23 protein-coding genes and 1 tRNA gene are annotated in these 18907 nt (G+C 38.9%); 16 read left to right on the top strand and 8 right to left on the bottom strand.

The features are described from left to right. Positions 1 to 274 precede the first annotated feature (274 nt). The 14 genes from AB8618_RS11895 (at position 275) to AB8618_RS11830 (ending at position 9650) form a co-directional block, all read left to right on the top strand. The gene (locus tag AB8618_RS11895; protein WP_418157307.1) at positions 275 to 832 is read left to right on the top strand and encodes a hypothetical protein; all 558 of its coding nucleotides are present in this window, start codon (positions 275 to 277) and stop codon (positions 830 to 832) included. Beyond that, positions 813 to 1070 (top strand): SPOR domain-containing protein, encoded by a 258-nt coding sequence (locus AB8618_RS11890; RefSeq protein WP_418157306.1) that lies wholly within the window; start codon positions 813 to 815, stop codon positions 1068 to 1070. The genes AB8618_RS11895 and AB8618_RS11890 overlap by 20 nt, the downstream gene beginning before the upstream one ends. A gap of 65 nt (positions 1071 to 1135) precedes the next feature. Continuing rightward, positions 1136 to 1732 (top strand): SPOR domain-containing protein, encoded by a 597-nt coding sequence (locus AB8618_RS11885; protein ID WP_409423696.1) that lies wholly within the window; start codon positions 1136 to 1138, stop codon positions 1730 to 1732. Positions 1733 to 1868: 136 nt separating this feature from the next. Next, on the top strand, positions 1869 to 2459 hold the full coding sequence (locus tag AB8618_RS11880; RefSeq protein ID WP_409423695.1) for a hypothetical protein: 591 nt from the start codon (positions 1869 to 1871) through the stop codon (positions 2457 to 2459). Positions 2460 to 2498: 39 nt separating this feature from the next. Then, positions 2499 to 2948 carry a DUF4402 domain-containing protein gene (locus tag AB8618_RS11875; protein ID WP_409423694.1) on the top strand — a complete coding sequence of 150 codons (450 nt, stop codon included), beginning with the start codon at positions 2499 to 2501 and terminating at the stop codon, positions 2946 to 2948. Positions 2949 to 2969: 21 nt separating this feature from the next. Continuing rightward, entirely contained in the window at positions 2970 to 3554 is a 585-nt protein-coding gene (locus AB8618_RS11870) for a molecular chaperone (RefSeq protein WP_409423693.1), read from the top strand. A gap of 47 nt (positions 3555 to 3601) precedes the next feature. After that, on the top strand, positions 3602 to 3793 hold the full coding sequence (locus AB8618_RS11865) for a hypothetical protein (protein ID WP_409423692.1): 192 nt from the start codon (positions 3602 to 3604) through the stop codon (positions 3791 to 3793). A gap of 33 nt (positions 3794 to 3826) precedes the next feature. Next, positions 3827 to 4063 (top strand): hypothetical protein, encoded by a 237-nt coding sequence (locus AB8618_RS11860; protein WP_409423691.1) that lies wholly within the window; start codon positions 3827 to 3829, stop codon positions 4061 to 4063. Continuing rightward, positions 4060 to 6786, top strand: coding sequence for a hypothetical protein (locus AB8618_RS11855; RefSeq protein WP_409423690.1), 2727 nt, complete (start codon positions 4060 to 4062; stop codon positions 6784 to 6786). Before AB8618_RS11860 ends, AB8618_RS11855 begins: the two co-directional genes overlap by 4 nt. Positions 6787 to 6804: 18 nt before the next feature. Continuing rightward, complete coding sequence (locus tag AB8618_RS11850; protein WP_409423689.1) at positions 6805 to 7464, top strand: SPOR domain-containing protein; 660 nt, start codon at positions 6805 to 6807, stop codon at positions 7462 to 7464. A gap of 67 nt (positions 7465 to 7531) precedes the next feature. After that, positions 7532 to 8125: a FlgO family outer membrane protein gene (locus AB8618_RS11845; RefSeq protein WP_409423688.1), complete on the top strand. Its 594-nt coding sequence runs from the start codon at positions 7532 to 7534 to the stop codon at positions 8123 to 8125. Positions 8126 to 8137: 12 nt separating this feature from the next. Further along, positions 8138 to 8815, top strand: coding sequence for a FlgO family outer membrane protein (locus AB8618_RS11840; RefSeq protein WP_008466541.1), 678 nt, complete (start codon positions 8138 to 8140; stop codon positions 8813 to 8815). An 8-nt stretch (positions 8816 to 8823) separates the two neighbouring features. Continuing rightward, positions 8824 to 9501: a FlgO family outer membrane protein gene (locus tag AB8618_RS11835; protein ID WP_409423687.1), complete on the top strand. Its 678-nt coding sequence runs from the start codon at positions 8824 to 8826 to the stop codon at positions 9499 to 9501. Positions 9502 to 9575: 74 nt separating this feature from the next. Further along, positions 9576 to 9650, top strand: a tRNA-Arg gene (locus AB8618_RS11830). A gap of 86 nt (positions 9651 to 9736) precedes the next feature. On the opposite strand, the gene AB8618_RS11825 is transcribed toward AB8618_RS11830, so the two are convergent. From AB8618_RS11825 to AB8618_RS11815, 3 genes are all read right to left on the bottom strand, one after another. Then, complete coding sequence (locus tag AB8618_RS11825) at positions 9737 to 10099, bottom strand: hypothetical protein (RefSeq protein ID WP_409423686.1); 363 nt, start codon at positions 10097 to 10099, stop codon at positions 9737 to 9739. 234 nt (positions 10100 to 10333) lie between these two features. Continuing rightward, positions 10334 to 10768 carry a Panacea domain-containing protein gene (locus AB8618_RS11820; RefSeq protein ID WP_182759160.1) on the bottom strand — a complete coding sequence of 145 codons (435 nt, stop codon included), beginning with the start codon at positions 10766 to 10768 and terminating at the stop codon, positions 10334 to 10336. A 366-nt stretch (positions 10769 to 11134) separates the two neighbouring features. Beyond that, the gene (locus tag AB8618_RS11815) at positions 11135 to 11410 is read right to left on the bottom strand and encodes a hypothetical protein (RefSeq protein WP_413400646.1); all 276 of its coding nucleotides are present in this window, start codon (positions 11408 to 11410) and stop codon (positions 11135 to 11137) included. Positions 11411 to 11696: 286 nt separating this feature from the next. Between AB8618_RS11815 and AB8618_RS11810 the strand changes: the two genes are divergently transcribed. Next, the gene (locus AB8618_RS11810) at positions 11697 to 12287 is read left to right on the top strand and encodes a hypothetical protein (RefSeq protein ID WP_413400645.1); all 591 of its coding nucleotides are present in this window, start codon (positions 11697 to 11699) and stop codon (positions 12285 to 12287) included. Positions 12288 to 12398: 111 nt separating this feature from the next. Here AB8618_RS11810 and AB8618_RS11805 read toward each other — a convergent pair whose 3' ends face one another. The 4 genes from AB8618_RS11805 to AB8618_RS11790 form a co-directional block, all read right to left on the bottom strand. Continuing rightward, the gene (locus AB8618_RS11805) at positions 12399 to 13007 is read right to left on the bottom strand and encodes a DUF4303 domain-containing protein (RefSeq protein ID WP_409423683.1); all 609 of its coding nucleotides are present in this window, start codon (positions 13005 to 13007) and stop codon (positions 12399 to 12401) included. 390 nt (positions 13008 to 13397) lie between these two features. Beyond that, positions 13398 to 14330: an exopolyphosphatase gene (locus AB8618_RS11800; RefSeq protein WP_413400643.1), complete on the bottom strand. Its 933-nt coding sequence runs from the start codon at positions 14328 to 14330 to the stop codon at positions 13398 to 13400. 133 nt (positions 14331 to 14463) lie between these two features. Next, on the bottom strand, positions 14464 to 15912 hold the full coding sequence (locus tag AB8618_RS11795; protein ID WP_413400642.1) for a dihydrolipoyl dehydrogenase: 1449 nt from the start codon (positions 15910 to 15912) through the stop codon (positions 14464 to 14466). Positions 15913 to 15966: 54 nt separating this feature from the next. After that, positions 15967 to 16695 (bottom strand): glutathione peroxidase, encoded by a 729-nt coding sequence (locus AB8618_RS11790; RefSeq protein WP_008466566.1) that lies wholly within the window; start codon positions 16693 to 16695, stop codon positions 15967 to 15969. A gap of 114 nt (positions 16696 to 16809) precedes the next feature. On the opposite strand from AB8618_RS11790, the gene AB8618_RS11785 reads away from it, so the two are divergent. Continuing rightward, on the top strand, positions 16810 to 17709 hold the full coding sequence (locus AB8618_RS11785) for a LysR substrate-binding domain-containing protein (protein ID WP_413402866.1): 900 nt from the start codon (positions 16810 to 16812) through the stop codon (positions 17707 to 17709). Here AB8618_RS11785 and AB8618_RS11780 read toward each other — a convergent pair. Then, a complete protein-coding gene (locus AB8618_RS11780; RefSeq protein ID WP_413400641.1) occupies positions 17706 to 18893 on the bottom strand; it encodes a flagellar assembly protein T N-terminal domain-containing protein in 1188 nt (395 codons plus the stop codon). The genes AB8618_RS11785 and AB8618_RS11780 overlap by 4 nt on opposite strands. Positions 18894 to 18907 lie beyond the last annotated feature (14 nt).

Below are 18907 nucleotides of genomic sequence, written 5' to 3'. Positions count from 1 at the left end.
TAAACTTATCATTATTCAAAGCGCCTACATGGCGCTTTTTTTGATTGTAAAATCGCTTTTACAGACATTTAATTATAACTATTTTTGCAGTTATACAGACAGATTTGGGTTTGTAATGTAATCTTTATGTTAACTAAAGTTGTTTTGTAGTTAACGTGCTTTATTAAGCCAATCGCAAATTGGCTCAATTTAGCGGTCGAAACTGTTGAAAGAGAAACAATCAATGTGTGAATACAGCGTAAAGTATCACCGATATTTAGCTATAGCTTTACTTATGTTAATAGGGAGTGGCTGTACGATATCGCCTGATAAAACCTCATTAAATGAAAGGTCTAAAGATTCACCCGAATATGTAACTATCACCGCAGTTGAACTTGCACAGCTAAAAGATGCCGCTTTGCAATGGCAACAAGCACGTTCTGGTATAGAGAGACTATTAAAGTTAGAACGTGAGCTTACATATTTAGTTGATAATTTAGATATTATTAACAGTAAAGCAATAGCGAAATCTAACCAAGCTGTTAGCAATCGCTATGCGCGTTCATCAATTAAGGCTAATACCTCGCCAGACCTCAGGCATGGTAATAACTACGCAAGCACGTCTGATAAAGTTGAGAGACCAAGGCAAAGATACAGCAGTCGCTATGCTAGCGTGCCTACAAAAATGATCGCCGCCTCTTCAAAAAGTTTCAGTAAGCGAACCGTTCGTTCGCCAGTGAAAGCGATTAGTTCTAGGATGAATAGAAAGGTAGCTTCTCAAATATCTAAGGTAACAAAAGTGGCAATGGTTGATACAAAAAAAGGTATTTGCTTTGCAGGTAGCGTCGCTTGATTCAGAAGAAAGTGTTGCTAAAGAGTGGAAGCACATTAACAAAAAAGCAGCGCCTTTGTTTAAGGATAAAATCACGACAAACATTGAAAAAGCAAAAGTTAATAACAAAACCTATTATCGATTAAAATTAGGTGAGTATTTTAACTTTAAAAGTGCTGAGGATGATTGTGAGGTATTTAAATTCTATAAAGTTGATTGCTTTGTGAGTAACTACACTGACAAACCAATTAGATTATAAATTATTTATTTGGCGCTTTTATTGCATAATAGTTAGAGCTAGTTTTTTGTAATAGGTGCTTTAAAGTGAAACTTCGTTTAATAATATTACTAATACCATTTGCATTAGCGGGTTGTAGCAACCAGCTAATGCCCGCCGACTCACAAAGCGACAAGCTTGTGCGTGAAAAAGATATAAAACCTTACCTAGAGCAATGGGATAACAACAAAGAGCAGATAGCGCGTTTAAGCACCATGGAAGAGGACTTATTATTACTGATTCAAGCTCTTTCTGCACAAACAGATATTGATACCGTACCTGAGCCGATGAAAGAGAAAGTAAAACGTGTTGAATATGGCTCTAAGCAATCTTTACAACTCTCATCAGAAACCATCTTAGCTGACAACAGTACCAGTACAAACAAGGTAATGTACGGTGTTCAAATTGGACGTTATTTAGTTTCTAATGGAGCCAAAAGACAAGTGGAGCGTCTAAAAGAGCAATATCCCCAATTGAGAAGTATTTTGCAATACCGTATTAATGAGCAACAAAAAGAATCAACTACGCTTTATAGTGTTGTAGCAGGCCCGCTAAAAAATCAACAGCAAGCAGCGCAATTGTGTTTGTTTTTTTATAAAATGGGTAATAAGTGTTCTTTAGCGGTATTTTCAGAGGATGTTTAAGGTTTTTTACGCTTATTTTTGCATCCTGTTATTATAAATAAAAATAAAGTAAATATTTTCTAACTTTTTAGTGATTTTGGCCGATACTTAACATAACCTGACTTACAGGTTTATACTTTATGTCTAAGGGAAAACTATGAACAAAATATTTACTAAAGCAGCATTGGCTGCATCAATAACTGTTCTTTCTTTCGGTGCGGCTGCAGAAACTGCTTCTTTTCAAGCGGGTGTTACAGTTCAAAACGCATTTACCTTTACGAATGATGCACCACTAAATTTTGGTACAATCAGGGCTTCTGGTGATTTAACGGGGACGGAGACTGCAACATTAGTATTAGCCGCAAACCCTGCTACTGCTCCTACAACGGCTTCTACAGATGCAACCGCAGCTGAAATTGCAATTTTAGTAGCAGGTACACCAGCTTCATTCTCAATTTCAGGCGTGTCTCCTTTTGGTACATTGACCATTACAAATCCGACTGAAACTGCGATTGCGCCTGATACAGCACCTGCGGGCACTGCTGCATTTACTTTGGGCACTCCAACGTATTATGTGTTAACTGGTGCGACGCCTAATAGTGCAGCTACAACGACCATTCAGGTTGATTCAGCTGGCGAAGCAACTTTTAATTTTGGTGCAACATTAACCACAACAGCGGTTGCTGCAACTAGTGATTATATCGATGGATCATATAGTGGCACGTTTACATTAGAATTAAATTACTAATAGGCAAAGCCTGCTTTATTTTATAAAGCAGGCTACTTTATGAAATTAATTTTACTCATACTTGCAGTTTTCTTAACTACGGATTTATACGCACAAGTTACACCGCTTGAGCAATTGAATTTTGGTAAAATTGTTATCAGTGATAATCAAAGTGTTAGCTCTATAACCTTGTTGCCCAGTAATACAAATACCTTAACCAATAAGATATATTTACTTGAAAAAGGCCATGCAGCTGAATTGTTGCTTGAAGGATACCCTGCACGTATCCAGGTAAACGTGAGTGACTTTGTAAGTGATCAGCCCCTAAATAACATTTTTGGTGGCGCGCCACTGATTTTAAATCAACTCATTTATAATGCGACCATTACAACCGATACCACAGGAACTGCTTTATTGAGAGTAGGGGGGCAATTAAGTACCTCAGGTGACGGAAATACTTATAAAGATGGTATCTTTGATACTACAATTGAAGTGACGCTAAATTATTAGACAACTAGAGATGTTGATAAAATGACAATAATAAAACCTTTTTTTATCTTAGTAAGCTTTATCTTAACTAGCTTCCATTCATATGCGAACTTACTTATTTCCCCAACAAGAGTAAATTTTGATGAACGTCAGCGTGTTGCTAAAGTCATTGTTGTTAATAACTCTAATGAAGCAAAAACTTATAGGTTGGAGTGGCAAGACAAAGTTGCACTAGCTGGTGGAGGGTATGCTAATTTAGCGGCTGATCAAGAAAGTTCATCTTCACTTAAAAGTATGGTTAGGATTAGCCCATCGCAAGTTAGATTAGCACCAGGAGAAAGGCAGATAGTCAAGCTTGCTATTCGAAAGCCAAAAGGTTTAATAGAACAGGAATACCGCTCTCACTTAGCATTTAAAGCACTCCCGAATGAAACTCAAATCCAGCAACAAAGACTTGGTATTAATTTGAAATTACTATTAAGTTACACTATCCCTGTTATTTTGCGAAAAGGCGCTGAAAAACCTAATGTTAATATTAGCAATTTACAGCTTATACACAGCCCAGAAAAAAAGCGCTTGAGATTGAAATTAAGCGAGAGGGGGGCTTTAGCTCTTTTGGCAAGTTAGAAGTTTTCTTTAAGCAAAAAGGAACGGATACAGAGAAAAAGATCGCCATGTTAAACGATTTTAGTATTTACCCTGAGCTAAAAACAACAACGGCGACGATACCAATTTTTGCAGATCAAAATATCCCGAAAAATGGCGAAGTTCGCGTCATTTATACAGGGCTTAAAGAATATCGCGATACTATTTTTAGTGAAAAGGTTGCGCCAATTAATAATGCAATTATCGGTAATTTGAAATAGGCGATGTATTACTTTAAGCGCTTAAAGTGGTTGTTGATCATTTTTTTATCAATTGATCCATTATTAGCAGCAGAGCCTGACACTCAGGCCATTCTTGCTAGCATAAAAAAAATAGATAAAAAATGGCAGCAATACAACACTGATCAAGCTGTAAGTGAAAGAACAGTGCCTGAGCTTAATGTGCAGCAAGGTGAGGGTATCCCCGAAGGGGAGTTATTATTTTTTTCATCGTTCGTGAAAAAAATTACCTGGGTGAAATGCTCGGGGTGAAAAGTAAAACCGGTGTATTAATAGATTTATTAAGTTTTTCAGAAAGCCTAGATTTTGCTATCGATATAAATAGCGATGACCTTATTGCTCAAGGCTGGTTTATTCGTGAAGATAATCAGTTTTATTTAGACTTAAATACAAATACAGTACAAATTAACGGCGCTAGATATTCATTTAACAGCCAACAAGCTTATGCTGATAACGGCGATATGTTTGTTGATAGTAACTTGTTAGCGCAGTGGTTTTCGTTAGATATTGATATTGAATATTCAGCACTTGAGCTATATGTAAGCTCCCCCACCAAATTACCTATAGAGTTAAAACGCGAAAGAGAGCAGCGAGAAACTGTAACTAATAGAGAATCTCGCCAAGCTATATTACCGTGGAAGGCCAGTCCATACAGTGCAATTTCATCTCCTCTTGCTGATGTGCAGCTTAGTGCAACCAAGAGTAATACGGATTCAGCGCTAGGGTACTCTGTATTAGGCTCAAACGACTTAGCCTATTTTAATGCTCAGTATTTTTTTGCAGGACGAAAGCAAGATTTACTGTCAGATTCAAGATTATCATTTAGCCGTCAAAGTAAAGATGCACGGTTATTAGGTCCTTTAAATGCGACAACTGTTCAATTTGGAGATGTATTAGCAACTCAAATCGGTAAACAATTTAATAGTAGTTACGCCAGAGGAATAAAAGTTGATAACAAACCACTTTTTAAACAGGTTAACAGTAATCAAATTAATTTAACGGGTGCTATTCAACCAGGGTGGGATGTTGAGTTATACCGTAATGATGTACTGCTAGCGCAGCAGTTTAGTTTAGCTGATGGGCGTTATTTATTTGAAGATATTGATTTATTGTTTGGCGCTAATAATTTTGAGCTGATTTTTTATGGCCCACAAGGGCAAGTAGAGCGAAAAACAGAGCAATATTTTATAGATGGAAATAGTTTGTCAGCAGATGAGTCGTTTTATGAGTTGTCAATTACTGAGCAAGGTGAACAGTTATTCAATCAGTCACTTTATTCGACACAAGGCAAAGGTTGGCAGCTAGCAGGTCGTTATGAAACGGGAATAACTGACTATTTATCGGTTTATGCTGGTACATCAATATTAAATAGTAATTCGGGTGATTATGTTAACAATTATGCTTTTGGTTCGAACCTAAGTATATTTGATAAAGTATTACTTAATCTAGATTATGAAAAAAATAATAACGATGAAGATAAGCTAGAGGTAGCTGCGAGAGGTGAGTTAATTGGTCAATCGGTACGGTTAAGCCTGTCTCAAAACAATGAAAAGATAATTGGTGATTCGCAGACAGCGAAAGTTGAAAGTTATCAATTATATACGGCAGGAAAGTTGTTTGATAAATCGTTTGGAAGCTTAAGCTATCAAAATACGCTCGCCTATAACAGCAGAGAATTTAGCGACTCATATTTAAGTGTTGATAATACCTTATCGTATAATTTAGGTGGTACCGTTGTTAGTAACAACTTAATTTGGCGAAAATTTGATTCTTTAGATGATGCAACAACACTTGGCAGTATGCGTCTTCAACATCGATTTGGTAAAACATACACTCGTTTTAGTGTTGACTACAGCGCAGACTCTGGTTCAACTATACTGGGTTACCAAGCAGAATTAAGCCGTAGTTTATCTCAGAACTTACAATCTGAATTCACACTAAGAAACTCTCGTATAAATGATTTAGTTTCTATGGAACTGGGTCTAAATTGGCAAAGCGATAGTTTTAGCTTAAATAGCACAATGAGTTACGACGATGATGATAATTGGCGGCTAGGTTTATTTAGTCGCTTTAGTATTGGTTTTGATACGAACACTGACGAGTACTTTTTAAGTAAAAGAAGCCTCGCAAACTCTGGCACTTTAATGGTTAGAGTTTTTCTTGATTCAAATAATAACAATATTCAAGATGACGGAGAAAAGGGAATTGAAGGCGTTAAGGTAAAAGGAGTTCAAAACTACCGCCGAGCTGTAACCAACGAAAATGGTTTAGCAATACTTAAAGGAATGCCAGCAAATAGAACCACCGACATAGTGATAGAGCCAGGTAGTATTAGTGAGCCTTTTTTAGTTGCCGCCAATGATGGCTTTTCTATTACACCGCGTGCCGGCTTTGTTGAATATATGGAAGTGCCGCTTAATAATAGCAGTGAATTAGAGGGAACTGTTTACAAACAAGATGAGCAAGGCAGCACTGAAGTACAGCCTTTTGCTACCGTAAAATTACTCGACAAACAAGGCAAGCAAGTGGCACAAACGCAGGCTGCTTATGATGGTTATTATTTGTTTACCGATTTACGCCCTGGCGAATATAAAGCGGTTATAGATGATGAATTTAAGCAACGTAAGTCTTTAAAAGATACGCAACAGGTGGTGGTTAAGTTACCAGCGCAAGGTGAAGTAGTAATGGGCGTTGACTTTGAGCTTAAAGAAAAAACAAAAACTCCAGCGTATATTGCTAATGCGGGTGGGTTTTCATCATTACCAATTATGAAAGCGTATTATCAATTAATTAAACGTCATTTAAATGAGCAATCAAAGCGTGATGCTTTTTATATTAAAGACGAAAAACAAAAACGGTATATTTTAGCCGTCGCTTATGCCGAGTCTGCGCAAGGGGAGCTTGAACAAGTATGTGCAGAATTAAAAGTAAAAGGCTTGAACTGCCAAGTCCAAGCACAACTTATTAGCCACTAATAACAATAAGGTTTAACCATGCAATATGCTAATTTATATAAACGCTACTCAATACTAATTGCCTGTATTGCTGCTCTTTTTATATCAGGATGCAGCACCACCAAAACTGCAGAATCTCCTCAGCCAATGCAAGCGAGTGCCAATCTTTCTGAGGAAGAGTTGGCGCAGCTAAAAGCATCGTCTCAGCAGTGGCAAGCAGCCAAAGCAGGTGTTGAACGTTTATTAGTGATTGAACAAGACTTAAAGTTATTAATAAGCCAATTAAATGTAGTGGCAAAACAAGGCTCTGCATCAACAAATACGCCTGCAGTATCAACAGCTAAAGCTTCGGCTGAAACGGTAGCACCCACAAAAGTTGCACAAAAAGCTAAAGTAGCAGCGAATACAGCTGATGAAAAACAAGCCGTTAAAGCCTTATTTGCCTTGCAAGTTGCAGCCGTTACCGACAAAGAGCGACTTAGCCAAAGTTTAAATCAAATAAAAGCCAGTGCATCTTCGTTATTTCAGGGCGAATTTGTGGCTAATGTAGAAACTATTAACGTGAGTGGCATGACTTATTACCGTTTAAAGCTTGGGGCTTATCAAAATCAAGCGAATGCCGCTGCCGATTGCGATAAACTTAAACAGCGCCAAATCAATTGCATTGTGAGCCATTACACCCAACAGCCATTAAAATAAATATGCATCTAGGGTATTAGGCATAATAATTGCTTTGTAACTATTATGTTTTTAGAGGATGGCAACTATGCGCCTTTTGTTACCCTTACTATTATTAAATTTAGCGGGCTGTAGCTTAACACCCCAGCCAAAGCCGAGTATAAGCACTGATGCGCCTAAAGCGGTCATGGCACCTTATACGCTTAACCAGTACGTAAATAGCTTGAGTGCCCAGCTTAGCCATATCAAAGAGCCTTTTAAAAGCACCGCTTCAATCGCGGTCAGCAGCTTTTATTTAGCCAATGCTTTGGATTCACTAATTGCTCAAGGGCAGGGAGCAGGGCTTAGTCAGCAAGTTCAAGAAAGCTTAATAACCCAATTTACTCAGTTAGGGTACAACACGGTTGAATATCGGCTTGAAAACCAGCTTAACTTATCAGCGAGCGCTGATTCAGTGTTAAGCCGCAGCACGAGTAACTTAAAGCAGCGTCAGATTATTGACTTTGTGATCACTGGTACTTTAACCCGTCAAGAACATGCTTATATTGTTAATGCTCGCATGGTAAATATGCAAACTAATCAGATTGTATCTGCCGCAAGTACTGAAATTCCCATCAATGTGATGTGGAGTAATGAAAAAATACAGCAGCGCGGTGACTATATTTACCGCAGTGAATATTAATTAGGAGCACACATGAAACGCCTACTATTAACTTTATGTTTGCCACTGGGCTTTGGTTGTTCACAAATGACAAACCATAGTGACACGCAAATTACCGACGATGCGCCTATGTTTTTTGAGCAACGCCCTGTAGCTGCACCAACAAATACAGATTCGCTTTATCAAAATAAAGCCGCAGTGATGAATAAAAACAAACAAGTAAATACACCAACCCGTAAAAATATTAATCACTATGTGCGTGGCATCATGCAAGACATGGCTGAAAACTTACAGTACGTAAATACTAAAACGCCATTGGCGGTATCAAGTTTTGTTTTTTTAGACCGTGACTACAACAATGCTGATTTAGTAGGTAACCAAATAGCAGAGAGCTTTATGCACGAACTGCATAACTTTGGTGTGCCGGTCATTGATTTTAAAACCACCGATTATATGCGTGTAACCCCTGGTGGCGATTTTGTTTTTAGCCGCGACTACTTAGAGCTTAACCAAGAACAAAACTTTAGTTACGTATTAGCTGGCACGCTAGTAAACCATCAAGGCGGCATATTAGTAAATGCACGTATTGTTGGTTTAGCAAGCAAAGCGGTTGTAGGCTCTGCACAGGGCTTTATTCCGCAATCAGTTATTGATGCGCTAAATAGTAGTAACAGTGCTGATGGCATTATGCTTAAACAAGCGAGTAAGTGAGATTTATCATGGCTAACTTAGCTAAGCGTTCAGCTTTAATTAGCATAAGTGCATTATCACTATTACTTTCAGGCTGTAATTTAATGGGCGAGTCGACCGCGACCAAGCCCGCCAAATCTGAGCCAGAGCAAACAGTGGTAAGCAATCTTGATTTTAACCAGATCATGGCGCAAATGCAGCAAAATGACGAGCAAGAACAATACGCCGATACAACGCAGTTTAACCCAAACAAGCACCATAAAAGCTTAGTTAACTACGTAGAGCAAATGGCACTTGATTTAACCGACACCATGCAAGTAGCCCCGCAAGATGCAGCGATTGCGGTTACGTCGTTCGTTGATTTAGACGCAAGTTTAACTACAGCAAGCCAGTTAGGTAATCAGTTATCAGAAACCTTCATACATCAGCTGCAAAAATTTGGTTATAGCGCGGTTGATTTTAAAACAGCCAATTTAATTACCGTTAACGAACAAGGCGACTTTGCGTTTACACGGAACACTCGCAAGCTTGCAGGTACGAATATAGCCAGCCATGTTTTATCGGGTACATTAATTTACCGTGCAGATGGGGTTGTTATTAACGCTCGCGTGATAAATATTGAAAATAAGCGCCTTGCAGCCAGCAGCCGAACATTTATACCGCTTTATGTATTAAATAAAGAAGATATATATTTATCAAGCAATTAACTTAATTTGATGCTTGATATAAAAAACCAGATGCCGTTATAATTTCCAAACACTTAATACTTAGCACCAAGCGTGGCCTCTTAGTTAAATGGATATAACGGCCCCCTCCTAAGGGGCAGTTGCAGGTTCGATTCCTGCAGGGGCTACCAATAAAATCAATGGGTTACAGTTTTATTTTGTTTTTAGTGTTTTTCTGTGTAGCACATATGTAGCTTGTTGATGTCTGTTATTCTATTTAATCTACGGAGTAAATTTGATGATTACGCTCATACCAAATCATATAGAAGTGGCCTTGGAGCTCTATCCCCCAAGCTCTTTTCTTATTACCAAGTCGAAACCTAAACAATGTATCAAATTGTTCTAAGTCTCGCTCTATCCAACGCTCTACGGCTTCATCACATAAATCACTGATATCATGGTCGTGATGCATTAAGTGCATTGTATCTGATGTCATAGCTTGGATTTCTTTCCAATCATGGCCTTCAAGAGAGTCTAAGCATTTAGCTATTTCGTTATTCCATTCATCACTGGCCCACCCTCTATCTTCACCCCATGACCATTGCTCATATTTATCAGCGGCTCTCGCGCACCATGTCATTTTTAGACCAAATCTAGAGCCAGATTGGTTTATAATTGGTTGTTTCGGAGTTTCTAATTCTGAGATATTTGCATCTAGTTTAGGGTACTTATCCAAATCGGGCAGAAATTGTATTTTAGGGATTTGTTCTGGGTTATTTTCGATAAAGTCAGCTCTGAATTTTACTGACTTTTCTTGACGTTTTTTTCCGAGCGTCTTTCCGAGCTTCCCTCTCTAGTTTCTTTATCATAATAGTTAAAGCGCAGAGTAATATTCTTCCATAGAGCCTTTAGATATAGCCTCATTTGATGAGTCCATTGCATTTAGTCCAGCACGAGCATCCTTCCAAGGAGATTCTTTATGTGTCAAATTACTTAACCATTGAGCACTTTTATCACCATAAAACTTAAGGACAGAGTCAATAGTGTCAATTTGATCTTCAGTTAAGTTTTTGGGATCACCTTTAGAAAAAGTATCACTTTTAACTTTAAACATACCTCTATGCTGTTCGTAAACTGTTCGAAGTACTGGACCATTAGCCCATGCTTCAAAGTCTTCTGAAAAGAGCTCTTCCTCATCCCAAACCAGCGACCACGCTTGACTATAGTAAACTAGTTTTTGCAATTTCATTGCAGAAATTTCACCTAACTCTTTTAATATGTATTTTACTACATCAAATTCATTTGCCATTTTTTACTTCTCCATTTTTCAGACATTTTAGTTGATAGAGGCTAATTTGTATATGATTGTGTTTATGAGGGAATGGGCGCATATAATGATTTGTAAACGAGTACTCAGGTTGGAGCGTTTTAAGTTGAATTTTATCCCTTAGTACAGTTATTTACAGAACTCCAAGTAAGAGCCTTTTTGCCATTCAGGCAAATGGTAAGTTAAAGGTAATTTTTGGCTTTGTAATGGTGTTTGATATGAGCTAAAGCTTAGCTTAGAGCTTTAGCTATTTGAAATGTTGTATTTAACTGTAATTTTATCTAAATGTTATAGCTTTAGCCCTTATTAAATAATACGGAGCTTTAGCTAATAAGTTTTAGCTTTAGGTTATGCTTTTTCTACCTTCCATGAATAGTGCCTTGTGATTATGGCTTTACCTGCGAACCACAGTCCTTTTACTTTAAGTATGAGTTCACCATCGTAATAGTTTTGCAAGCACTCGCCCGTTTCCTCTACTATGTTTAAATTGGTGTGTAATTTGATAGGTCTATCTTTTAGCTTTGTGTGTAAACCGCCCATAGCGAGTATGCAGCCTTTCCAATCACTGTTATCAGCAACAAAGCGAGCCTGTTCTAATAGGCTATCTTCTTTACCCTTAAACATAGAGCGTAACCGCCTTTCTCCTAACCATCTACTTATAGCGTAATGACGAATAATTTTTTTTAATGCGTCTAGCTTTTCGCTCTCGACTGGGCTACAAAGGATACACCTCCACTCAGAAAAATACACAGATACAATTATAAGTCATGGATTGGAGGTAGCTTAGGGATGATACAAACTGAAACAAAGCGTTGTTCACCAATAAACTTCGAAATGTAAAAGTTGCAATTAGGACTGGTACGTTGCCAAGTAAAATATTTGAGAAAATAGATAAGCAGTGGAAAGGCATATGAATGTATATCAATTAAGAAAGCCAACAAATGCTTACGATGTAATTAACCTTGATATAATGGAAATGTCAAAACAGATAGTTAAGAACTCGAATAAGCCTATGAGCGATAATATTATTCAAGTCGTTATGAATGATGTCCCTAAAGGAAAAGCTACATTATCTGAGCTATCTCCTAATGGTTTTGAATGTAAGCATGAGCCAAGGGCAAAAAAGCAAAACTATGACGTTAATTTATACGGTTCATTTTTAGTGCTGAATGAGTCTGCTTATGAGTGCTTAAATGCCTATTTAAGTGAATTTGGTGAGTTCATTGATTTAAAGACTAATGGTGATAACTTATATTTGTTCAATCCATTAATATTTGCTCAAGAGGATTTGAGACTAACAGAAAGAGCATACCTAGATGGCTTTGAAGATGGGTTAAAGTCACTTGCTTTTGATGATGAGGATATAAGCAATAAGCTTATTTTTAAATCGAAAATGCAATCAGGTCTGTCACTCTACTGCACTGACGATTTCAAAAAATTAGTTAACGATAATAATCTGACAGGGCTAGTTTTTAATACCGACTTACTCACATACTTCTAAACTATCTAGCACTAATACTTGAGCAGGTTCAGTTGTTCTAGCTCAAATTTGTGATGTTTTATGCTCTAATGGCAAGTGTCATTAGAGCATAATATGTGTTATCCATAGACATTATTGCAATTGTTGAATACGTTCATATTCATCCATTACTGACTTTTCTATCTCATTACGCTTATTAATCATAGTTCCGAAATCGCTTTGAATATACTTTAGAGCGGCGGGAGAGTTTATTCGCTTAATTCTTTCAAATTGAGTCGCTTCTTCTTCATCATAAGCAAGGATTGCGAGCGTAATTTTATTTCGGTCTATGCCTTTTGAAAATAAACCATCGCAGTCTAAACGAATTAAAACTCTTTCTAATACGTTTAACCATTGCTCCCATTGGTCATTTACTTGCTCACTAGAGGCTGTGTAGTCTATATCATCAAACTCATAACAGGCTTCTTCTGTATCATTAAAATATTCAGAGTGCATTTCAAGAGAGGGGAAATCAGAAACGTTCCATTTAGCTAATAAAAAATCATTTTCTTCATTGTTATATTCTTCTGCAAAGACTTTTTTTAAATCTGACAAAGTATTAAACATTGGCAGCAGGCTGTAGCTTCCTGTGAAGTAAAACCCAATAACATAAAGCTCGCTACCGTGGTCTTGAATAATTTTAGTGAATGCTAATTTTGATTCTTTATATAAGATATTTTCAAAGTTTTCTATTTTATTCATTAGAGTCTAATTCCGTTTAAAGCGATTATTTTTCCTTCTTCGCTTATATTAAACTTTATTTATAAATAAAAAAAGCGAGCTATCATTTAGCTCGCTCTATAAAATACTTTGCCGAACCCCGAACCCCGAACCCCGAACCCCGAACCCCGAACCCCGAACCCCGAACCCCGAACCCCGAACCCCGAACCCCGAACCCCGAACCCCGAACCCCGAACCCCGAACCCCGAACCCCGAACCCCGAACCCCGAACCCCGAACCCCGAACCCCGAACCCCGAACCCCGAACCCCGAACCCCGAACCCCGAACCCCGAACCCCGAACCCCGAACCCCGAACCCCGAACCCCGAACCCCGAACCCCGAACCCCGAACCCCGAACCCCGAACCTATAACTCAGCCATCACTAGTGATCGTAGCAATCAGCTCGCTCAATACTTGCTCAGCTTTGTCAGTTTCTACTTGGCAAGTGCCGGCATTTAGATGGCCGCCGCCGCCGTATTTAAGGCATAACTCGCCAACATTAGTATTGGAGCTGCGGTTGGTGATTGATTTACCAATGGCGTACACCACGTTTTGCTTTTTAAGCCCCCACATTTTATGAATTGAGATATTACACTCGGGGAACATGGCATAAATAACAAAGCGATTAGTGGCGAATATGGTCTCTTCTTCGGTTAAATTAAGGACCACTAAGTTGTCGTGTACTGATGAGCAGCGGTCTATTTGCTCTTTAGCCTGTGCGTTGTGCTCGTGATATAAAGCAACACGCTCGGCAACATCTTCCATTGCTAGTATTTGTTCTATGCTGTGATCTTTACAGGCGTCAATTAACTTCATCATTAACTGATAATTAGAAATTTTGAATTCACGAAAACGGCCAAGCCCTGTGCGCGCATCCATAATAAAGTTCATCAGCACCCAATCTGTTGGGTTTAAAATTTCGTCTTTTGAAAATTGTGCAGAATCCCCTTTATCAACCGCTTCCATCATGTCAGTTGAAATATTAGGGAATTTCTCAGCGCCACCATAATAGTCATATACAACGCGTGCTGCAGAGGGCGCATCTGGATCAATAATATGGTTTTTTATATCGCTTTCGTTACGAACGGTTTCACTTAAGTGATGATCAAACGCAATATGACAACCTGCAACATAGGGGAGGTTAGTGGTAATGTCGTTGCTGGTAATGGCTATTTTGCCATCTTGCATGTCTTTTGGGTGCACAAATAAAATATCGTCGATTAAATCTAAATCTTTAAGTAATACGGCACACACTAGGCCGTCAAAATCGCTTCGAGTGACAAGTCTATATTTATTATTGCTCATTGTGGGTCCATTTTTGTTTGTTTATTAACCTGAGTGTAGCAGCTTAAACTCCATTTTATATACCTGTTTTTAACATAAAAAAAGCCAAAACAAGAGTTTTGGCTTTGAGTAGCAAGTGTGTATTAGTGGTGTGTTATGCGCCTGGGCCACATTCCATACAATGGTTAATAATGTCTGGGCCAAATTTTAATTTAGCGTTTAAATCTCGCAGTGCAGTGCGAAGGCCTTCTTCAATAACTGGGTGATAAAAAGGCATATCTAGCATTTGCGGTACAGTCATTTTGTTTTGTACAGCCCATGCTAATAAGTGAGCAATGTGCTCTGCTTGTGGGCCTATAAATTCAGCACCTAAAAATAAGCCGGTACCGTGCTCGGCATATACACGCATGTAGCCTTTGTTTTTTAGCATAACGCGGCTGCGGCCTTGATTTTCAAAGCTGACTTCGCCTATTTCAAAGCAGTCACAGCTGCCTAATCGTTGGCTAATTTCTTTAAAGCTTTCACCAACCATGGCTATTTGTGGGTCACTAAATACGGCAGCAATTTTAGCGCGGCGTAAACCCGCACGTACATGAGGGTAGCGGCCTGCGTTCTGCCCTGCGATTGTTCCTTGATCGGATGCTTCGTGAAGCAGTGGGATCATGTTACTGGCATCGCCTGCAATAAATATGTGAGAGTTGCCACATTGCATAGTGTGGGCATCAGCAAGTGGTACGCCACGTTCATCAAGCTCTATGCCGGTGTTTTCTAACCCTAGTTCATCGGTGTTAGGTACTCGCCCGGTTGCAGCCAGAACATAGTCAAACTGCTCGGTATGTTTAACATCTTGTTTGTCGGTATAGGTTAGCTCTGCTTTATTACCTACCTGTTTCATATCTGAAACGTTTGAGTCGGTATCAACATAAAATTCTTCTGCAAATACGGTGTTAGCGTAATCTTTAACTACTGGGTCGGTTAGTGGGCCTATGGCACCACCTACACCAAAGAGTTTTACCTTTACCCCTAATCGGTGCAACGCTTGGCCAATTTCAAGGCCTATAACGCCTGGGCCAAATACGGCTACTGATTCTGGTAAATCATCCCAGTCGAATACATCGTCATTAATAATCAGTCGGTCGCCAAAGTTATTAAATACGCCAGGGTAAGATGGGCGTGAACCTGTTGCTATTACAAAGCGTTTAGCAGTGATAATGGTGTGCTCATCTATTTGCACGCGGTTGGCGTCTAAAAACTGTGCATAGCCACGAATTTTATCTTCGCTAGGTATTTCATCTACGGCTTCTACTACGAATCCTGCAAAGCGATCGCGCTCACTTTTAACTCGTGCCATGACGGCTTTACCGTCAATAACCGGTTTTGAGCTGTGAACTCCAAAGGCAGGTGCCATTTCTATTGAGTGCGCGGCTTCTGCTGCAGCAATCAATAATTTACTTGGCATGCAACCAACACGTGCGCAGGTTGTACCGTATGGGCCTGATTCAATCATAAGTACGTTTTGAGTAAACTGTTTAGCATTACGGTAGGCACTTAAACCAGCGGTACCTGCACCTATAACAACAACGTCGGTTTGCAATTCTTTCATAGTGTTTTTCCTTTAATAAACAAGGGCGTTGCAGCCCCTGTTTTATTTACTTAATTAAGCAAAGTATTTTTCTAAATCGTCTGAGCCGCCAATGTGCTTACCGCCAATAAATACTTGTGGTACGGTTTCACGGCCCGATACCGCTTTAAGGCTGGTAAGTGATGCGCCAGCACCCATTACAATTTCTTCAAAAGCAAAGCCTTTAGCTGTAAGTAGCTCTTTTGCTTTTTTACAGAAAGGACAGCCAGGCTTAGTAAATAGAGTAACTGCTTCTGGTTTTACTTGAGTTGGGTTGATGTAATCAAGCATAGTGTCAGCGTCTGATACTTCAAACGGGTCGCCTGGTAAATCTGGCTCGATGAACATCTTCTCTACTACGCCATCTTTAACCAGCATAGAATATCTCCAGCTGCGCTTACCAAAACCTAAATCGTTTTTATCAACTAGCATACCCATACCGTCAGTAAATTCACCGTTACCATCTGGTAGTAAAGTAATGTTTTGCGCTTCTTGATGCTCAGCCCATGCGTTCATTACAAAGGTATCGTTTACTGATACACAAACAATGTCGTCAACGCCATTTTGCTTAAGTACACCGGCTAACTCGTTGTAGCGTGGTAGGTGTGTTGATGAACATGTTGGTGTAAATGCGCCTGGTAGTGAAAATACAACGACCGTTTTGCCTTTAAAAATGTCATCAGTAGTTACTGATTTCCACTCGTCGTTCTGACGTGTTGCAAATGTAACGTTAGGGATTGTTTGACCTTCAATATTGTTTAACATGTTTTTTAGTTCCTCTTGATTTGTTGATAGCCATTATGGCGAACAATTAAATATAGTTCCAATCGTTTGTTTGTATTAAACTGATAGGCATAAGCTATCAGGTTAAGTATGAATATGAACTTAAAAGATTTAGAATATGTAAAAGCCGTTGCGCATTTTAAACATTTTCGTAAAGCAGCCGATGCCTGCTTTGTAAGCCAGCCTACCTTAAGTGGGCAAATTAAAAAGCTAGAACAAGAATTAGGGGTTATCTTATTTGATCGTTCAACTAAGCACGTTACCTTAACAACCCAAGGTGAACGTTTGTTGACACAAATCACTCTTATATTAGAACAAACTCAAATATTAAAAGAACTGGCTGCTACTTCTAACCAACCGTTACAGGGCAAACTAAGTATTGGTATTATTCCTACTATTGCCCCGTATTTACTACCTACACTGCTTACATCAATGAAAGCGGCATTTACTCAAAGCCAGTTTTCGTTTATTGAAATGCAAACTTCTACCATTTTAGCTGCATTAGACAGTGGCGAGGTAGACTTTGCAATTTTAGCGGATGTGCCTGAGCTAAAAAATTACCATACGATTAATGTATATAAAGAAGACTTTTTAGTTGCGGTATCTGCTGATAACGCTTTAGCTGTAAATAAAAAGGTAGCACTGCAAGATCTTCAAGGCAGTAATCTATTAATGTTAAGTGATGGACATTGCTTTAAAGATCAAGCTCAGCAGTTTTGTTTTTCGGCAGGAGTGGATGTTTCCAGCCAGTATCAAGGTAATAGCTTAGAAACCTTATTAGCGCTGGTGGCAATGGACGATGGGGTTACGTTTGTGCCAAAACTTGCTGCAATACCCCGAGAGGGAATTCATTATTTGCCTATTTTTCCTAATCAGCAACGTAATATTGTATTAGCCTGTCGAAACCACTACCCGCATTTATCTGGGGTTGAGCAGTTAGCTGATTGGTTAAGCGCTCACGATAATTTAAAAGTTAAGCTAACCCAAGTACTTTAGGGCGTTGCAACTTCCACAATATCGTTAATTTGTACGCCCGGTAAAGGCTGATCATTAATACTGACGGCAATGGCGCTATGCTGATATAGCTGCTCTACACGAATACGGTTCAAAGTAGTTATAGTATGCGGCATGGTGTTGCCTTGCGCGTCTGTTAAATAATTATGATGAGCAATACTCAGCTGTTGGCCTTTTTCTAAGCCATGTGCCTTTCCTAAATTAATGACGAGTTTATTATTTTCCATGTGCATAATTTTGCCTTGGGTGGGTAGGCACGCCATGGCTGCTTGCAAATCGTAACTTAGGGTTTGGTTTATCTCACTAATACTTTGACCAAAAGGTGACTGCCAAAAACGATTACTGTTTACATCAATAATGGCTGTTTTTTCAAATGGCCATATGGCTTGGCTTTGATAGCTTTGTTGCCACAAGGGCTCATATGTAGTGCCATTAAATAAACTAAACTCTATTTGGTAGTGACGCTGATAGCTTTCATCTTGCCAAAATGCATAGTCGCTATTGAGTTTATCGCTGGTGGATAAACTGGTAATTTGGCTTAACAACACGTATTGCGCGTTACTGCGCGATGAAATTTCCTCTAACTGGCTATTAGAGTAGTCATGTTGTTGATTAAAGTAGGTATCGACTTTTATCGCTTTATTGAAATAAGCAACCGGTATGGCACTCATTTTTGATTTTTGCAGTGACGTGTAGATGTTTTTGCTTACGGCTTTATTAATGTCAAATATTTGACCCATTCTAGCGTGTTCGCGATTTGTTAACTGACTTTGCGTCACGGCGATAAATTTATTGAAGTTGCTTTGTGGGCATTGCTCGGTTTGGGCAAAAATATCTAGGCGTAAGGTAATCGCAAATTCATCACTGCTGCGGTTTTCGCTAACGAGCTCTATTTTTTGGATTTCGCCTTGGCTGCTTATTTTTAGTTGGTCTTGAGTTAATACGCCATCTACAAGGGTTTGTACTGAACTTACACGCGCCCCAGAAAATACTAAGGCTTGGGTTATCGCATCTTTTATGGCAGCGGCTTTTGCACCTGGAATATCGCTATTTTGAATAACTGCATGGCCGGTAGACTCATACCACTGAGCGTGAGTAAAAGGTGAAAACGTTAATACCGCAGTGGTACTTAACCCTGCTAATACAGCCTTTAAAAACGATTTCATACTTTTACTCCAAT

It is taken from the genome of Pseudoalteromonas sp. RW-H-Ap-1, assembly GCF_048318575.1.
Lineage (GTDB): Bacteria > Pseudomonadota > Gammaproteobacteria > Enterobacterales > Alteromonadaceae > Pseudoalteromonas.
Note: the sequence above shows the minus strand (reverse complement) of the source record. Positions and strands in the feature narration are given on the sequence as shown.

What these genes read in the sequence shown, in the direction of transcription:
- AB8618_RS11835 (WP_409423687.1), top strand. Translation starts at nt 8,824, where the DNA reads ATGGCTAACTTAGCTAAGCGTTCAGCTTTAATTAGCATAAGTGCATTA.
- AB8618_RS11825 (WP_409423686.1), bottom strand. Translation starts at nt 10,099, where the DNA reads ATGACATGGTGCGCGAGAGCCGCTGATAAATATGAGCAATGGTCATGG.
- AB8618_RS11795 (WP_413400642.1), bottom strand. Translation starts at nt 15,912, where the DNA reads ATGAAAGAATTGCAAACCGACGTTGTTGTTATAGGTGCAGGTACCGCT.
- AB8618_RS11845 (WP_409423688.1), top strand. Translation starts at nt 7,532, where the DNA reads ATGCGCCTTTTGTTACCCTTACTATTATTAAATTTAGCGGGCTGTAGC.
- AB8618_RS11790 (WP_008466566.1), bottom strand. Translation starts at nt 16,695, where the DNA reads ATGTTAAACAATATTGAAGGTCAAACAATCCCTAACGTTACATTTGCA.
- AB8618_RS11875 (WP_409423694.1), top strand. Translation starts at nt 2,499, where the DNA reads ATGAAATTAATTTTACTCATACTTGCAGTTTTCTTAACTACGGATTTA.
- AB8618_RS11805 (WP_409423683.1), bottom strand. Translation starts at nt 13,007, where the DNA reads ATGAATAAAATAGAAAACTTTGAAAATATCTTATATAAAGAATCAAAA.
- AB8618_RS11785 (WP_413402866.1), top strand. Translation starts at nt 16,810, where the DNA reads ATGAACTTAAAAGATTTAGAATATGTAAAAGCCGTTGCGCATTTTAAA.
- AB8618_RS11850 (WP_409423689.1), top strand. Translation starts at nt 6,805, where the DNA reads ATGCAATATGCTAATTTATATAAACGCTACTCAATACTAATTGCCTGT.
- AB8618_RS11800 (WP_413400643.1), bottom strand. Translation starts at nt 14,330, where the DNA reads ATGAGCAATAATAAATATAGACTTGTCACTCGAAGCGATTTTGACGGC.
- AB8618_RS11870 (WP_409423693.1), top strand. Translation starts at nt 2,970, where the DNA reads ATGACAATAATAAAACCTTTTTTTATCTTAGTAAGCTTTATCTTAACT.
- AB8618_RS11865 (WP_409423692.1), top strand. Translation starts at nt 3,602, where the DNA reads ATGTTAAACGATTTTAGTATTTACCCTGAGCTAAAAACAACAACGGCG.
- AB8618_RS11840 (WP_008466541.1), top strand. Translation starts at nt 8,138, where the DNA reads ATGAAACGCCTACTATTAACTTTATGTTTGCCACTGGGCTTTGGTTGT.
- AB8618_RS11810 (WP_413400645.1), top strand. Translation starts at nt 11,697, where the DNA reads ATGAATGTATATCAATTAAGAAAGCCAACAAATGCTTACGATGTAATT.
- AB8618_RS11880 (WP_409423695.1), top strand. Translation starts at nt 1,869, where the DNA reads ATGAACAAAATATTTACTAAAGCAGCATTGGCTGCATCAATAACTGTT.
- AB8618_RS11780 (WP_413400641.1), bottom strand. Translation starts at nt 18,893, where the DNA reads ATGAAATCGTTTTTAAAGGCTGTATTAGCAGGGTTAAGTACCACTGCG.
- AB8618_RS11815 (WP_413400646.1), bottom strand. Translation starts at nt 11,410, where the DNA reads ATGTTTAAGGGTAAAGAAGATAGCCTATTAGAACAGGCTCGCTTTGTT.
- AB8618_RS11895 (WP_418157307.1), top strand. Translation starts at nt 275, where the DNA reads ATGTTAATAGGGAGTGGCTGTACGATATCGCCTGATAAAACCTCATTA.
- AB8618_RS11820 (WP_182759160.1), bottom strand. Translation starts at nt 10,768, where the DNA reads ATGGCAAATGAATTTGATGTAGTAAAATACATATTAAAAGAGTTAGGT.